Annotated in this window: 14 protein-coding genes; 8 read left to right on the forward strand and 6 right to left on the reverse strand. The window is 36.5% G+C overall.

What is annotated here, in order from left to right:
• Positions 1-38 precede the first annotated feature (38 nt).
• Genes EW15_RS03295 through EW15_RS03310 form a run of 4 tightly spaced genes read left to right on the forward strand, consistent with a single transcriptional unit; the run spans position 39 to position 3,856 of the window.
• A complete protein-coding gene (locus EW15_RS03295) occupies positions 39-1,004 on the forward strand; it encodes a metal ABC transporter substrate-binding protein (protein WP_038651912.1) in 966 nt (321 codons plus the stop codon).
• A complete protein-coding gene (locus EW15_RS03300; RefSeq protein WP_038651915.1) occupies positions 1,004-1,801 on the forward strand; it encodes a metal ABC transporter ATP-binding protein in 798 nt (265 codons plus the stop codon). Before EW15_RS03295 ends, EW15_RS03300 begins: the two co-directional genes overlap by 1 nt.
• Complete coding sequence (locus tag EW15_RS03305) at positions 1,794-2,666, forward strand: metal ABC transporter permease (protein ID WP_038651917.1); 873 nt, start codon at positions 1,794-1,796, stop codon at positions 2,664-2,666. The genes EW15_RS03300 and EW15_RS03305 overlap by 8 nt, the downstream gene beginning before the upstream one ends.
• An 11-nt stretch (positions 2,667-2,677) precedes the next feature.
• Entirely contained in the window at positions 2,678-3,856 is a 1,179-nt protein-coding gene (locus EW15_RS03310) for a DUF4336 domain-containing protein (RefSeq protein WP_038651920.1), read from the forward strand.
• On the opposite strand, the gene EW15_RS03315 is transcribed toward EW15_RS03310, so the two are convergent.
• Both EW15_RS03315 and lepB read right to left on the reverse strand, forming a co-directional pair.
• A complete protein-coding gene (locus tag EW15_RS03315; RefSeq protein WP_038651923.1) occupies positions 3,853-4,197 on the reverse strand; it encodes a DUF760 domain-containing protein in 345 nt (114 codons plus the stop codon). The two genes, EW15_RS03310 and EW15_RS03315, sit on opposite strands and share 4 nt — an antisense overlap.
• Before the next feature lie 62 nt (positions 4,198-4,259).
• A complete protein-coding gene (gene lepB, locus EW15_RS03320) occupies positions 4,260-4,826 on the reverse strand; it encodes a signal peptidase I (protein ID WP_038651926.1) in 567 nt (188 codons plus the stop codon).
• Between the two features lie 63 nt (positions 4,827-4,889).
• Between lepB and menD the strand changes: the two genes are divergently transcribed.
• Genes menD through murF form a run of 4 tightly spaced genes read left to right on the forward strand, consistent with a single transcriptional unit; the run spans position 4,890 to position 10,543 of the window.
• On the forward strand, positions 4,890-6,686 hold the full coding sequence (menD, locus tag EW15_RS03325; protein ID WP_038651928.1) for a 2-succinyl-5-enolpyruvyl-6-hydroxy-3-cyclohexene-1-carboxylic-acid synthase: 1,797 nt from the start codon (positions 4,890-4,892) through the stop codon (positions 6,684-6,686).
• Between the two features lie 8 nt (positions 6,687-6,694).
• A complete protein-coding gene (gene menB, locus EW15_RS03330) occupies positions 6,695-7,588 on the forward strand; it encodes a 1,4-dihydroxy-2-naphthoyl-CoA synthase (RefSeq protein ID WP_038651930.1) in 894 nt (297 codons plus the stop codon).
• 49 nt (positions 7,589-7,637) lie between these two features.
• Positions 7,638-9,092: a glycogen synthase GlgA gene (gene glgA, locus EW15_RS03335; RefSeq protein ID WP_038651933.1), complete on the forward strand. Its 1,455-nt coding sequence runs from the start codon at positions 7,638-7,640 to the stop codon at positions 9,090-9,092.
• Between the two features lie 53 nt (positions 9,093-9,145).
• On the forward strand, positions 9,146-10,543 hold the full coding sequence (murF, locus tag EW15_RS03340) for a UDP-N-acetylmuramoyl-tripeptide--D-alanyl-D-alanine ligase (RefSeq protein ID WP_038651936.1): 1,398 nt from the start codon (positions 9,146-9,148) through the stop codon (positions 10,541-10,543).
• Positions 10,544-10,556: 13 nt separating this feature from the next.
• Here the strand turns inward: murF and glmU are convergent, their stop codons facing one another.
• The 4 genes from glmU to EW15_RS03360 are packed head-to-tail and all read right to left on the reverse strand — an operon-like array spanning position 10,557 to position 15,794.
• Entirely contained in the window at positions 10,557-11,897 is a 1,341-nt protein-coding gene (gene glmU / locus EW15_RS03345; protein ID WP_038651938.1) for a bifunctional UDP-N-acetylglucosamine diphosphorylase/glucosamine-1-phosphate N-acetyltransferase GlmU, read from the reverse strand.
• A gap of 29 nt (positions 11,898-11,926) precedes the next feature.
• A complete protein-coding gene (locus EW15_RS03350; RefSeq protein WP_038651940.1) occupies positions 11,927-12,829 on the reverse strand; it encodes an MnmC family methyltransferase in 903 nt (300 codons plus the stop codon).
• A 12-nt stretch (positions 12,830-12,841) separates the two neighbouring features.
• Positions 12,842-14,176, reverse strand: a complete 1,335-nt coding sequence (gene aroA / locus EW15_RS03355; RefSeq protein ID WP_038655103.1) for a 3-phosphoshikimate 1-carboxyvinyltransferase — start codon at positions 14,174-14,176, stop codon at positions 12,842-12,844.
• 52 nt (positions 14,177-14,228) lie between these two features.
• Positions 14,229-15,794, reverse strand: a complete 1,566-nt coding sequence (locus tag EW15_RS03360; protein ID WP_038651942.1) for a UbiD family decarboxylase — start codon at positions 15,792-15,794, stop codon at positions 14,229-14,231.
• Positions 15,795-15,853: the final 59 nt, after the last annotated feature.

The raw sequence follows: 15,853 nt of genomic DNA on the forward strand, positions 1-15,853 counted from the left end.
ATTTAGATAAAACATTAATACTTTCTAATTTCAAATATATGTTTAATAAAAAGGTTCCTTTTGATTATCTTTATAAGAAAAATAAGATACTTGGTTTATATATTTTCCTTTCTTTAAATATTTTATTCCTGATAGGATGTGTAAATAAAAACACTTATAGACCAAGCAATGATAAGCCTTTCGTTTTAACTACTTTTACAATTTTGGCCGATCTTGCTAGAAATGTTGCTGGAGATAGACTTCTAGTTAAATCAATAACGAAACCAGGAGCAGAAATCCATAGTTATCAATTTACACCTAGTGATATCGTAAAAACTAAAGGAGCAAAACTGATTATTGAAAATGGTTTAGGTCTTGAAGCATGGTTTTCGAAATTTATGATTAGCACGGGTGATATTCCCAATGTGAAATTAACCGAGGGGATGAAGCCATTATTGATAGAGGGAGATGCTTATTCAGGGAAGCCAAATCCTCATGCCTGGATGTCACCCAAAAGAGCTAAGAATTATGTAGATAAAATAGTTGATGCTTTTATTAAAATCGATCCTGATGGAGCTCTTGAATACTCATCTAACGCTTCAACCTATAAAGCTAAACTTGAATTGCTTGATAAAGAGCTAAGAGATTCTTTATCCTCTATTCCTAAAGAAAGAAGATTTTTGGTGACATGCGAAGGAGCCTTTACTTATCTGGCCCGTGATTACGGAATGAAAGAGGCATATTTGTGGCCAGTTAATGCTGAAAGTCAAGTAACCCCAAGGAGAATGGTGAATTTAATAAAAAAAATCCAAGAGAATGAAGTTCCAACTATTTTTTGTGAAAGCACTGTGAGTGCAGAAGCACAAATGGAAGTTGCAAAATCAAGCGGAGCTGTTTTTGGTGGGACTTTCTATGTAGATTCACTCTCAAATCAAAATGGTCCTGCTCCTACCTATATAGATTTACTAAGGCACAATGTTCGATTGATTACTAAGGGCCTATCTATTTCAGCAATAAAAAAATAATGAACCCAATTTTTAAAAGTAACGAGAAAGATTTTATGCGTATTGAGGCAGACCAAGTTTGTGTGGACTACAACGGAACAGTTGCTCTTTATGATGCAAGTTTAAATTTAAAAGCTGGATCTATCTGTGGCCTTGTGGGCATGAATGGTGCCGGAAAATCAACTTTTTTCAAAGCTCTCATGGGCTTTGTTAGACCTTCAAGGGGTAAAATAAAGATCAATGGTATAAACGTTAATCAAGCGCAGAAGGAGCAATCCGTTGCATATGTTCCACAAAATGAAGGAATAGATTATTCATTTCCAGTGAGTGTTTGGGATGTCGTAATGATGGGGCGATATGGTGCTATGAACATTTTTCGAATACCAAGAGAGTCAGATAGACGAGCAGTTGTTCATGCCCTTGAGAGAGTTGATCTTTTTGATCTCAGAGAAAGACCAATAGGATCTTTATCTGGAGGGCAACGCAAAAGAGCTTTTCTTGCAAGAGCAATTGCCCAACGGGCATCAGTACTCTTATTAGACGAACCTTTTTCTGGAGTTGATGTACCCACTGAAAAGCTTATGGCTGAGCTATTTCTTCAGTTTCGACAAGAAGGACATACTATTTTGATATCCACTCATGATTTGAATCATGTGCGAGATTTCTGTGATTTTGTTGTCCTTATCAATAAGACAGTTCTTGCGTATGGCAAAACCTCGGAGGTCTTTACTTCTGAAAATCTAAATAAAACATTTGGAGGAATTCCTCCAAACCCTTTATCAGGTCCAACGTCAAGTAAAGATTTTATAAATGAGTGAATTTCTAATTTCCATTACGCCAATTGATTGGCTATTGGATCCATTAACTCATGACTTCATGAGAAGAGCTTTAATGGTTAGCGCCTTAGTAGGAGGTGTTTGCGGACTTTTATCTTGTTATATGACATTAAAAGGTTGGGCATTAATGGGTGACGCGGTTTCTCATGCGGTTATGCCAGGAGTAGTAGTTGCTTATGCCTTAGGGCTCCCTTTTTCCTTAGGCGCTTTTGTTTTTGGCGTTGGTTCAGTTGCTTTGATTGGATTTGTTAAACAGAAATCTAGAATCAAAGAAGATACAGTAATAGGACTTGTTTTTACTGGCTTTTTTGCTTTAGGCCTTGTATTGGTCTCAAAAATTAAAAGTAATATTGATCTAATGCAAATACTTTTTGGAAGCCCTCTTGGTATTTCTCGTTCAGATGTTAACCAGACTTTAATAATTTCGTTTATTGTTATATCTATTTTGCTTATATTTAGAAAAGATTTAATGCTTTATTGCTTTGATGCTAAACATGCTAGATCTATAGGAATAAATACAGGTATTCTTCATTATTTATTATTAACTTTATTGTCATTATCCGCAGTTGTAGGACTGCAAACCGTAGGTATTATACTTGTAGTAGCAATGTTGATAACTCCTGGTGCGACAGCATACTTGCTTACAGATCGTTTTGATAGGATGACAATATTAGCAGTGATTAGCAGCTCTTTCTCAAGTATTTTAGGTGTTTATATAAGTTATTGGTCAGATATAGAAACAGGAGGATCTATTGTTTTAGTACAAACATTAATCTTTTTAATAGCTTTCTTATTCGCCCCAAGATATGGAATATTTAAAAAACAAACTCTTATAAATAATGATTAATTTAATAGAACATGAGTAATTCAGCTTCCGAACAAAAATGGAATTGGTGGCCACTCTTGCCTCTTTACCCATACGGAAGAAGACGAACAATATTTCGTGAATTAGTCCCTAATCAAATATGGAGTTTTGAGCAACTTCAAGGTATTTATTATGTTGCCGTGCCAGTGAGATTGTTAGTTGTAAGAGTAAAAAATGAATTAATGATAATTAATCCTCTTCCTCCTACCAGTGAATTGCTAAGAGAAATAGACCTACTTCAAAAAAAAATTGGACCAGTAAAAACTATTGTTTTGCCTACGGCTTCTGGCTTAGAACATAAAATAGGACTTCCTGCTTTGACCAGAGCTTTTCCTAATGCAAAAATATGGGTATGTCCCGGACAATGGAGTTTTCCTTTTCAATTGCCTTTTGATTGGCTAGGAATTCCATCTGATAGAACTAATATTTTGTTGGCTGATGGCTTTCCCCATGGTGATGATTGTGAATGGATTTCTTTAGGTCCTATTGATATTGGTCTGGCACGTTTTCAAGAGATTACTTGTTTTCACAAACCATCAAAATCTTTATTGGTAACTGATGCTCTTGTAGGTATCGAGGACACCCCGCCTGAGCTCTTTAATTTAGATCCAACTCCGTTGTTGTTTCATTCTAGAGAGAAAGGCTCCGAGGAACTTATTGATACGCCTATTGCTAGAAAGAAAGGATGGCTTCGATTAGTTCTTTTCGCCTCTTACCTCAAGCCTGAAAAGTTGGAAATTCCAAAAATAAAAGAGATTCTTGAAAACTCTTTTAAGCCAAAGATGAGAAACAAAAGATCACATTTCGGAATCTATCCTTTTGCTTGGCAGAAGGGTTGGGAGCTTTCGGCGAAAAAACTTGTTGGAGAAAAAAAACCCCTAATACAAATCGCGCCTGTAATAGAAAGGTTAGTTTTCCCTAGAGGAAAAAAAGCTTTTATCGTTTGGTTGAATAAGATTGAGTCTCTGAAAGGAATTTCTTGTTTGATTTCTGCTCATTACAGTGGAAAAGTTAGATTTACAAGAAATGAAATAAGAGATTTAAAAATTAAAATTGATAAATCAAATTGGAAAAAAAATGAAGGAGATTTTAAGTTTTTAAGTTGGTTCGATCAAAAATTATTAGATTTCGGAATAGTTCCTAAAAATCCACTTAAAAAATTTAGCGATTAAATTTTATTTGGGTCAACAGACATCTCTTCGTCAGACAAAAGTGTTTCTTCTAATTGTTTTCTTTGTTCCATCTGTCTTAAGAAATAACCTGTCATCATTGCAGAGGCTAATAAACTTGCCAAGTTGTCTTTGCTAGAGGTTACTTTGACTTCGAATTGCTCTCCGGGAAGCATTCCTAACAAACCTTGAACGTTATGTTTGATTATTTCTTGAATTTCAGGACTAGCTGACTTTGCAACTCTCTGGAGAACGTCTGCCGGTTGATCTTGTAAATATTGTATTAGAGCATTTGTATCGTGAGATTCGTTATTGTCTGTAGCTAAAAATTCAGGATTAAACATCCAGTTTTTTCCGTGTATACACACAATATCGCAAAATGTACTCCAATAAAATTTAATTCAGGTTATGGGAACCGAATAGGTCCAATTTTTTTTAACGGCCAGTACCTTGCAAGTGCTGTCCCTATAAGATTTTTTTCAGGGAGAGGACCCCATATGTGAGAATCTAAACTGTTATTTCGGTTGTCTCCTAAAACCCAAAGTGAATAGTCAGGTACATTTACTGCTTCCATTTCATATTGGATAGGTTCTTTAATCCAAGGTTCATTTATTTCTTTTTCATTTCTATAAAGTTTTCCATTCTTAACTTCAATTGTGTCTCCGGGCAAACCAACGACTCTCTTGATTAGAGCTGAACCATCACTATAACCTGCTTGTGTAAGAATCTTTGGAGGTTTGAAAATAACAATCGAATTTAAATTTAGATATTTATTTAATTTATGATTAATTCTTGGAGTTATTTTTTCTATCAGTATTCTGTCTTGAATTTCCAAGGTTGGAATCATTGATCCAGATGGAATCCACCTAGGTTCAACTACTTGCCATCTTAATAAAAGCGCAATTAATATCCAAATTATTAATCCTCTCCAATTATTTTGGTTTTGATTATTTTTTGATTCGGTGGAGGTCATGAATTTTCTTTGCTTAAGTTTCTTTTTGGATAGTGTTTTACAAAAATCGAACTAGTTTTTCTTTTGTCAATTTCTTTAGCACGTTACAATTTTTTTATTAGCTTAGAACTTCTTAAAGCTCTAGTGGCCAAGGGCGTTAAATATTTTGTTCTTTGTCCTGGGAGTAGATCAGGGCCTCTTGCATTAGCGGCAGCAAGTCTTTCTAAAAGAGAAGAATTAACTCTCATAACATCAATTGATGAAAGGTCTGCTGCATTTCTTGCCTTGGGCATAAGTGCTGCAAGTGGAAAAGTAATTGGTGTTATTACAACTTCTGGTAGTGCGGTCGCAAATCTTTTGCCGGCTGCTGTTGAGGCAGATAGATCATGCCATCCTCTTTTGTTCTTGACTGCAGATAGACCACTGCGATTAAAAGAATGTGGAGCGAATCAAGCAGTGAATCAACAGGATTTTCTTACGTCTGTTTGTAGATATTTTGGTGAATCTCCAAAAGAGGGAATTCATTTGATTTCTAAAGAGAGACTCACATCTTTAGTTGAAAAATCATTCGAAATGGCTTCTAACCTGCCTGGTCCAGTTCATATAAACATTGCATATGAAGAACCCTTACATCCTTGCGAAATTGACCAGAAAAAAGTTCTTGATGGATGGGGCTTTGAAGGATTTTTAAAGGATAAAATTATTTCAAATAATACTGAGATCGTTAAAAAATCTCCCTCTTTAAAACTACCAAAATTAGATCCATTTTCTTTCGGAATAATTATTGTTGGTCCATGGAGAGGAAAAGTAAAACAACTTGATTCTTTTAGGAGAGCACTAAAGAAATGGCAAAAACTAACTGGATGGCCAATTCTTGCTGATCCACTTTCTGGCGTTGAAAATGATCAAGAAGGTGTAATAAATCACTGGGATCTTTTTTTCTCAACAGGTCTATTTGAAAAAATCCAAGAGGTTCAAGTTTTACGCTTGGGACCATTACCTCCAAGTAGAGAATTAAATAGTTGGCTTAAAAAACCTGGAAAAATTCAATTACTTATTACTGAGGGAGATTGTCGCAATCTTGATCCAATAGGGGACTCAACTCAATTTAGTGAGGGATTTTCTTATTGGGTTAATAAATTGTTTGAGAGTATTCCTAAAAAGCCTGAAATAGATAAAAATATTATTAGTAGAAAATTAACTAATAAGCTAATTAATTATGATTTGTTAATCGATGATTGGCTTGATAAAAGGTTATTTAGAAATGGTTTAATTACTGAGCCTGCATTGGCTAGATTGCTTCCTCGCTTACTGCCAAGTACTGTTCCTGTAATGCTTGCCTCAAGCAGTCCCATAAGAGATTGGTTGAGTTATGCTGGTAAGTGGGCTTTATTTAGAAGGTGCTTTGGCTTTCGGGGGTGTTCAGGTATTGATGGGACACTTTCAATGGGTATGGGATTATCAATAATTATGGGAAGAATGATTTTGGTAACAGGAGATTTAGCACTTCTTCATGATACAAATGGTTGGTTATTTTCAAAGGATAAAAGTATTAGTCTAATAGTAATAATGATAGATAATGGAGGGGGTGGTATATTTAATCAATTAAATATAGATAGAATTCAAGAAGGAAATTTTGAAGAAATTTTTCTTATGCCTCAGCAAGTTTGTCATCTTACACTTGCAAAAGCCTATGGATTGAAATATAGGCAAGTTGCTTGTTTAGATGATTTAGAACAAGCAATCGAATGGAGCTTTTCTTTCTCTTCAAATGTATTAATAAGAGTTTGTACTAACTCTGTTGAAGATCATAAATTGAGAGTAAGTTTGCGTGATGATCTGAAAAGAACATTGTCTGACAATTTATCAAGTTTTGACTAATTTAAACAATGACTTTAAAACCTTCTACTCCTGAAAATATCTCCAGAAGGGTTCTCCCTGGAGAAATTATTACCTCATGGGTTGCGGTTGGTGAATACGAAGATATTTTTTTTGATATTAGTTCTGAGGGAATTGCTCGCATTGCCATTAATCGTCCTGAAAAAAGAAATGCTTTTCGACCTCAAACAATTTCAGAGCTTTGTGATGCGTTTATCAGAGTAAGAGAAGATCCGAAAATTGGAGTGGTTTTATTTACAGGGGTTGGTCCGTCCAAGGATGGAAAATTCGCTTTTTGTTCTGGAGGAGATCAGGCTATTCGTGGAAGTGGAGGATACCTAGGAGATGATGGGATCCCTCGTTTAAATGTTCTTGATTTGCAGCGAATAATTCGGAGCCTTCCTAAAGTGGTGATTGCTCTTGTTCCAGGCTTCGCAATCGGGGGTGGGCACGTTTTACATTTAATTTGTGACTTGAGTTTGGCTGCGGAAAATGCAATTTTTGGTCAAACAGGACCTAGGGTTGGTAGTTTTGATGCAGGGTTCGGTTCAAGTTATTTGGCAAGAGTTGTAGGCCAAAAGAAAGCTAGGGAAATATGGTTCCTATGCAGGAAATATGGAGCGAAGGAAGCATTAGATATGGGTCTAATAAATACCATCTCTCCAATTAATTTGCTCGAGTCAGAGGGGGTTAAATGGGCTAGAGAAATTCTTCAAAACAGCCCAACGGCCATAAAATGTTTGAAGTTTTCTTTTAATGCTGATACTGATGGATTGGCAGGTATACAAGAGCTTGCTGGCCAGGCAACACATCTTTTTTATACGACTGATGAGTCAAAGGAGGGAAGAAATGCTTTCATGGAGAAAAGGGATCCTGATTTCTCCGAATCAAAATGGCTTCCATGATTTTTATTTGGTTTATCCGAAAGATAAACCTTTCTGTTTAATGAATTAAATGCGAATACTTTTTGCTGCTGCTGAATGCGCTCCAATGATAAAAGTTGGAGGTATGGGTGATGTTGTTGGTTCATTACCTCCATCTCTTAAAAAACTTGGACATGATGTTCGATTAATAATTCCTGGATATGGAAAACTATGGACCTTGATGGATATTGCTCCTGAGCCAATTTTTCGAAGCAATACAATGGGAGTTGACTTTGCTGTTTTTGAAACAAGGCATCCCTCAAATGGGTTGCCAATTTATTTAGTTGGACATCCATGTTTTGATTCTGAGCATATTTATGGAGGAGAAGATGAAGACTGGAGATTTACTTTTTTTGCCAGTGCAGTCTCTGAATTTGCATGGAACTCATGGAAGCCACAAGTCCTCCATTGCCATGATTGGCACACTGGAATGATCCCAGTTTGGATGCATCAAGACCCCGAAATTAGCACTGTATTTACTATTCATAATCTCAAGTATCAAGGCCCATGGAGATGGAAACTTGATCAAATAACTTGGTGCCCTTGGTACATGCATGGTGATCACACTATGGCGTCAGCAATGTTATATGCCGATAGAGTGAATGCAGTATCTCCTACCTATTCTAGAGAAATTCGAACATCTGAATATGGAGAAAAATTAGAGGGACTTTTAAATTATATTTCAGGGAAATTACGTGGAATATTAAATGGAGTTGATCTAGCTGAGTGGAATCCAGCAACGGATAATTCATTGCCAGCCAAATTTAGTGTAGACAATATTTCTGGAAGAGCAATTAATAAAAGAGTGCTTCAAGAAAGAATGGGACTTGAAGTTAATCCAGATAAATATCTAATGGGTATGGTAAGTAGGCTTGTTGATCAAAAAGGTATTGATCTTTTACTTCAAGTAGCTAATAGGCTTCTTTCTTATACTGACTCTCAAGTCGTTGTTCTTGGTACAGGAGATCGCTATTTAGAGTCATCTTTATGGCAACTTGCAATTGAGTACCCTGGTCGTTTTTCGGTTTTCCTTACTTATGATGACGCATTATCTAGACTCATTTATGGAGGAGCTGATGCATTCTTGATGCCTAGTCGCTTTGAACCATGTGGAATTAGTCAATTATTAGCTATGCGTTATGGCGCTATTCCTATTGTAAGAAAAGTAGGCGGTTTAGTTGATACAGTAGAGCCTTATAATCCTTTGAATGAAACAGGTTCCGGATTTTGTTTTGATCGTTATGAACCAATTGACTTTTATACAGCATTAGTTCGTTCTTGGGAGGCATATAGACATCAAAAAAGTTGGAATGAATTACAAGTAAGAGCAATGTCAAATAAATATAGTTGGGATAGATCCGCGAAGGAATATGAATTAATGTATAAAGATGTTTGTGGCATTAAGGAGCCTTCTCCTGATGCTGCAGAGGTTGAAAAGTTTTCTTACGGCCAAGAAGCGGATCCTTCACGGAAAAGGAAAAAATAAAACTATAGGATTTTTGCGTATTTAGATTACTATGCTTCTGTTCAGATATTTGTATGGATATTACTTTTAAGGACTTAATTAAGCTATGGGGGAAGCCATGTAGTCAAAAGGAAATAGACCTTGATTTACCTATTGGTCATATATCTACTGATACGAGGACGATTGAAAAGGGTGATTTCTTTGTCCCTTTAGTAGGCAATAACTTTGATGGCCATGATTACTTAAAAATCGCGTTTGATATTGGTATACAGGCAGCAATAGTTTCTGAACAATTTAATGGTTTGGTGCCAACTGACTTTACCTACTGGGTAGTTCCAGATACTCTATGCGCCTATCAACAGATCGCATTGCTTCATCGAAGAAATATGAATCTTCCTGTAGTTGCAGTTACAGGTTCTGTTGGAAAAACAACTACAAGAGAATTGATTCGGGCAGTATTGTCTCCTCTTGGTGAGATTGTTTCAAGTAGAGGGAATGAAAATAATGATGTCGGTGTTCCAAGAACCCTACTTAGAGGGTCTAAAACAGATGCTGCATTTGTTCTTGAAATGGGGATGCGAGGCTTTGGTCAAATTGAACGTCTCTCTCGAGTCGCTGAACCAGATATTGCGGTAATTACAAATGTGGGACAAGCTCATATTGGTATTCTTGGTAGTAGGGAAAATATTGCAATAGCTAAGTCGGAAATCACCTCGAACCTAAGATCTGATGGCGTTGTGATTATTCCCTTTGGTGACAACTTATTGGAAAAAGCTTTGTCAGAAAAATGGTCAGGACGTATTGTTCGAGTGGCGATAGAGGGCTTTTCACTGGATTGGTTAGGTTGTAATGATGATCATTTTGCTTCTCAAAATATTGAACCAGATTATATTTCTAAAATTGACATGCAAAATAATTTCATTTTTTTTGATGGGAGTAAATATAAATTACCCCTTGAAGGAAGACATAATGCTATGAATTTTCTAATGGCATTGACCGTCGCAACAGAATTAGGACTATCAATAAAGAATCTTGATAAATTAAATATAGATATGCCTATGGGAAGAAATAGATTGGTTGAATGTGGAGAATATTTAGTTTTAGATGAGACTTATAATGCATCTCCAGAATCTGTTATTGCATCTTTAGAGTTATTGGTAACCAAGCCTGGCAGACATTTTGCAGTTTTAGGTACGATGCTTGAGTTGGGTCCTGAAAGTATTTCACTTCATCAGAAAGTTCTTCAACATGCCGTTGACCTAGGTCTGTCTGGAATCGTTTTTGTGTCTTTTGGGGAAGAATATAATTTTATAAAAAAGATCATTAAGGACTTACCTAATCATGATGTAGTAAGAACACCAAGAGATGCTGCTGTAGCACTACTATCATGGCTTTCACCTGGAGATAATATTTTAATTAAAGGTAGTCGTAAGTTGGAATTGGAAACAATATTACCTTATTTACAGAAATAACTCCTTATTGTAGTTAATCAGTCTTAGTTCTAATAATTGCTTTTGATCTTTCAACTACTAAGCTTTTATCGGGAATATCTTTACTTATTGTTGAGCCTGCACCAATAGTTACGTGTGATCCAATCTTGATGGGTGCAACTAGGACTGAATTGGCACCGGTTTTTGAATAATCATCAATAATTGTTCTATGCTTATTCTTGCCATCGAAATTAGCTGTAATAGTTCCTGCTCCAATATTAATATATTTTCCTAGCGCTGAATCACCTACATAGCTTAAATGATTAATCTTCGTTCCTTCACCAATAAAACTTTTTTTTATTTCTACAAAGTTCCCTATTTTAGAATTCTTGCTTATGTTTGATTCCGGCCTTATGTGAGCGAATGGACCAATTGATGTATTTTTTTCAATCGTTGCTTCATTGATGAATGAATGACTAGCTAATACATTTTCCGCAAGTGTTGAATTTGTTATGACACTACCTGGTCCTAAATGACATCCATTGCCAATATTGCATTTGCCACGTACATGGGTTTGTGGCTCAATAATTACGTCTATACCAAAGGTAGAATCTTCACTTAGGGAACAACTAATAGGATCAACAAATGAAACTCCCTTGCTCATCCATAAGGATTTAAGCTTTTCTTGGATGTAATGTTCGCATTCAGATAGTTGAAACCTATCATTAATGCCCTTAATCTCAAATGGATTATCCACCTCAAAATGGACTGCTTTTTTGAGTAAACTTATAGTATCTGTTAAGTAAATTTCATTTTGACTGTTTTGGTTAGATAATGAGTCTAAAACATCTGATAATTGTTGCCAATCAAAGCAATATATACCTGCATTTATTAATTTAGTTTTTCGTTGTTCATTAGTGCAATCTCTCTCTTCGATGATTTCTTTTACTAGTCCCGACTCATCTGTGAATACTCGCCCATATCCTGTTGGAATGTCTAAACTTGCAGATAAAAAAGTTACACTCGCGTTGGATTCTTTGTGAAACTTTAAAAGTGATTTTAGAGTTTCCTCTCTTATCAGTGGTACATCCCCATTTAAGACTAAAAGTTCTCCATTAAACCCTTTTAACTTTTGACTTAATTGCTGGATCGCATGACCTGTTCCATTTTGTGGGTGCTGAAGAACAAAATCTAAGTCTTGATGATTCTTTAGAGAATCCTCCACTAAATTAGATTGATGTCCTACAACTATTAATCTACGGTTTGGCTTAAGCTCATGAGTACAGGATAAAACCCTATCAATAAGTGATTTTCCTGCTAAATGGTGAAGGACCTTAGGCAGCTTACTTTTCATTCGCGTACCTTTTCCAGCCGCTAAAATTGCGATGGCAAGCATTAGAGTATTTTTTTAGAAATCTAATTGCTTTATTGCTTTCGCGCAGTATCCCATCGTTTTCTCCATAATGAAGTGTTTATTAATTGACTCTTAGATTGCTCTATTTCTCTCGTTGAAATAATTTCTTTAGAGTTCCCTCTCCCTGTTGGATCTCTATAAGGAATTGATGAACGAGTAGCAAGGTGTTCTATTTCTTTGATGCTTAGCTCTTTAATCTGACAATTTTTTACAATCAATTGATGTTCAATTTTATTTTTCACAGCAACTGTCCCTGAACTCCATTTCCTTTGTTCATCGGTTGATGGAACTATTGAATAGATGCTTAAACCAGCTCTTTTGAAACTCGCTCTAATTGAGGCAGCAGTTGAATATGTAATCAAGCGGCCCTCGGTAGATAGCCTTTCGGTTAATAATGAGATGAACTCCTCACTCCATAGCTCGGGACACTTTTGTGGAGAAAAAGGATCAAGAAGAATTAAATCAAACCTTAGAGATTCTTGTATTTCGAATATTTTTTGTCTGGCATCCCCCCAATGAATAGTTCCTTCGTTAAAACCTTCAGACCATTTCCCTGATTTGTTTAGGCAATTAAAAAAATGCAAAACTTTTGGAGACCAAATTTCCTTAAATATCTTTTCATTGAGACCTATATTTAGTGGCTTTTTGTCAATCTCAAGCCCATGCCATTCGATTTTTATATTGCTTTGAAGTAACTTTTCGAGAATACATCCAGTGTTGTACCCTAATCCCATACAAACATCTAAAACAACAATTTTTTCAGCGTTAGAAAATTGTTCTAATTCAGAGGGTAATAGATATTTACTGATTGATTCTCTGAGTGCTCCATCCTTGTCATGAAATCCTTCTGCATAGCTCAAGCTATAAAGACTTAAACTCCCATCTTTTGTCGTGTGTTTTTTATAGGCATCCAATTCTAAGAAAAGCTAATTCTTTTGTTGAAGTCTCTTAAGATCACTCCAAAAATCAGGATATGAAATTGCTGCAGCCTCACTACGTCGTAATGTCGAATTAGAAGTAGCCATTATTGATGCAATAGCTAAACTCATGGCTATACGATGATCATCTTCGCTATCAATCTCGCATCCTTCTAAACTATTTCCGCCATAGACAGTTAGACCATCTTGATGCTCATCTACTTTGGCTCCCATTTTTTTTAATTGCCTGGCCATTACAGCTAATCGATCGGTTTCTTTAACTCTCAATTCACTTGCCCCTTTTATTTGGCTGATACCATTACAGAAACATGCTCCTACGGATAAAATAGGTATCTCGTCTACAAGCCGAGGCATTATCTCACCATCAATTTTAAATGGTTTTAAGTTTTCTTTGTAGAAAACTTCAATATCTCCGACAGGTTCACCGGCTACCTCTCTTTTGTTTATCACGTTGATATTTGCTTCCATTGCTTCTAATACGTCAAGTATTCCAGTTCTTGTTGGATTTAGACCAACATTTTCTACAACTAATGCTGATCCGGGTATGATGCTACCTGCAATGAGCCAAAATGCAGCGGAACTAATATCACCGGGAACAATAATTGATTGACCTTTTAGATCTTTACCTGGGGAAACAGTTATATGTCTACCCATTTCACCACCAATTTTTATATTAGCTCCGAAGGCTTTTAACATTCTCTCGCTATGATCTCTTGATCTTGCGGGTTCGATAACCGTCGTTGAGCCTTCTGCATTAAGAGCAGCTAGTAAAATTGCAGATTTTATTTGAGCACTTGCTACTGGAGTACCAATTACGGCACCCCTTAATTTGTTCCCGATAATCGAGAGAGGAGCAAATTCTCCACCTTGTCTCCCAGAAACTTTAGCCCCCATCATTTTTAACGGTTGCCCTACTCTTCTCATTGGCCTGCTTCGAAGTGATTTATCTCCTGTAAGGATGAAATGATGGTCTTTTTGACCAGCTAATAACCCCATTATTAATCTCATAGTTGTTCCTGAATTTCCGCAATTCAAAATATCTTGAGGCTCATGGAGACCATCTAATCCAACACCATCAATTTCAACGATGTTCCCTTTTTTTATAGGACTAATCTTTACGCCCATTGACCTCAGGCATTCAGCAGTGCTTAATGGATCTTCAGCAGGTAATAGACCTTTGATTATTGTTTTCCCTTTAGCTATAGCCCCAAACAATAGTGCTCGGTGTGAGATTGATTTATCTCCAGGTACTTTCACTTTCCCACAGAGCTCCCCGCCTTTTTGAAGGTCTCTTAAAGACAGATCTTTAGTGTGGACTTTCAATGAAAACAAATATTTTTTTATATTTTATTTATCGATAAGCTTAATTTATGATTTATGAATTGTTTGTTTGTTTTTGACGCATTATTTCATCGATAACATACCCAAATAATTCTGGGTTTGGTTGATTGTTTTCCAGCTCAGACAATCCTAACTCTGCCCATCTCTCATCGACTTTGTCTTCAAGTTCTTTTGGTCTTGTCAGTGGCTTTCCCCAATCATGATTTTTCTCTGGACCAATTTTTGTTGTTGCATCAATAGCTAATCTCCCTCCTAACCCTATATTTTCACTAGCGAAGTCTAAGGTATCAAAAGGAGTATTCTCTAAAATAAATAGATCTCTTTGAGGGTCAACTTGGCTGGATAAGACCCAAACCACTTGTCTTGGATCTCTTACGTTGATAGTGGAGTCGACGACGACGACAAATTTTGTATAAGTAAATTGGGGCAAAGCACTCCAAAATGCCATCGCAGCTCTTTTAGCTTGGCCTGGATATGCTTTGTCTATTGATATAACCGCTAACTTGTAACTTAAGGCCTCCATAGGAAGGAAAAAATCAATAATTTCAGGTATTTGTTGTTTAAGTATTGGTGTATAAATTCGATTTAATGCTATGGCCAGCATTGCTTCTTCTTTTGGAGGTCTACCACTAAAAGTTGTTAAGAATATTGGTTTTTTCCTTTGAGTCATACATTGGAATCTAATTAAAGGGGAGGACTCAGCACCCCCATAGAACCCCATGTGATCTCCAAAAGGACCATCCATCATCTCTTCTCCAGGAGATATAGACCCTTCAAGAACAATTTCACTATGACTGGGTACCTGAAGATCAAGAGTTTTGCATTTTGTTAATCGAACACCTTCACCTGCATACAAACCTGCAAAAAGCCACTCACTTAGCTGCACTGGAATAGGAGTTGCTGCCGCCATGACAAGAAGTGGATGAACGCCAATAGCAACAGCTACTTCTAATTTCTTATTCATTGCAGCTGCTTTACGAAGATGCCCAGCGCCTCCTCTAACACTTAACCAATGGACTGTCATGCTCTTTGCAGATTGTCTTTGGAGTCTATAAACACCAACATTTGGTACGCCTGTTTCAGGATCTTTCGTTATTACGAGACCTAAAGTTATGGCACCTCCAGCATCCTCTGGCCAGGGACGCAAAAGTGGTAAATGATTTAGATCCAATTCTTTTTCACCAATTACTTGCTGATGGCATGGTGGCAATAGATCAATATCTGGACGTGCTTTAAGTAGATCCCATGCAACTGAAGCAAAAGCTTTGGTTTCTTTAAATCCTTTCGGAGGCCGTGGTTGCTGCAGAAGAGCTAATTTCTTACCTAAATCTTCCAATTCTTCTTGCCTCTCTAAACCCATACTCCAAACCACACGTTCCATTGTCCCCAGTAAATTCACTGCAACAGGTATTGATGATCCTCTTACATTCTCAAAAAGTAGAGCAGGACCTCCCATTCCAAGGACACGGTCGCTTATGGCCGCAATTTCTAAGTCACTATCAACTTGACTGCTTATTCTCTTAAGTTGTCCTTTCTTTTCTAGAAGAGTAAGAAAATCTCTAATGTCCCGTGTAAGAGGTTCTTGACGAAATAATTTCATGAAGGTCTGCACGATTAACCTATTTATCTAGTTACTGTGACGCAAGTTATCAGCCTTTG

The organism is Prochlorococcus sp. MIT 0801, assembly GCF_000757865.1.
In the GTDB taxonomy this organism is placed as follows: Bacteria; Cyanobacteriota; Cyanobacteriia; order PCC-6307; family Cyanobiaceae; genus Prochlorococcus_B.

Bases quoted from the DNA above. Each gene is read 5' to 3' on its own strand.
- EW15_RS03295 (WP_038651912.1), top strand. From the start codon at position 39: ATGTTTAATAAAAAGGTTCCTTTTGATTATCTTTATAAGAAAAATAAG.
- EW15_RS03300 (WP_038651915.1), top strand. From the start codon at position 1,004: ATGAACCCAATTTTTAAAAGTAACGAGAAAGATTTTATGCGTATTGAG.
- EW15_RS03305 (WP_038651917.1), top strand. From the start codon at position 1,794: ATGAGTGAATTTCTAATTTCCATTACGCCAATTGATTGGCTATTGGAT.
- EW15_RS03310 (WP_038651920.1), top strand. From the start codon at position 2,678: ATGAGTAATTCAGCTTCCGAACAAAAATGGAATTGGTGGCCACTCTTG.
- EW15_RS03315 (WP_038651923.1), bottom strand. From the start codon at position 4,197: ATGTTTAATCCTGAATTTTTAGCTACAGACAATAACGAATCTCACGAT.
- lepB (WP_038651926.1), bottom strand. From the start codon at position 4,826: ATGACCTCCACCGAATCAAAAAATAATCAAAACCAAAATAATTGGAGA.
- menB (WP_038651930.1), top strand. From the start codon at position 6,695: ATGACTTTAAAACCTTCTACTCCTGAAAATATCTCCAGAAGGGTTCTC.
- glgA (WP_038651933.1), top strand. From the start codon at position 7,638: ATGCGAATACTTTTTGCTGCTGCTGAATGCGCTCCAATGATAAAAGTT.
- murF (WP_038651936.1), top strand. From the start codon at position 9,146: ATGGATATTACTTTTAAGGACTTAATTAAGCTATGGGGGAAGCCATGT.
- glmU (WP_038651938.1), bottom strand. From the start codon at position 11,897: ATGCTTGCCATCGCAATTTTAGCGGCTGGAAAAGGTACGCGAATGAAA.
- EW15_RS03360 (WP_038651942.1), bottom strand. From the start codon at position 15,794: ATGAAATTATTTCGTCAAGAACCTCTTACACGGGACATTAGAGATTTT.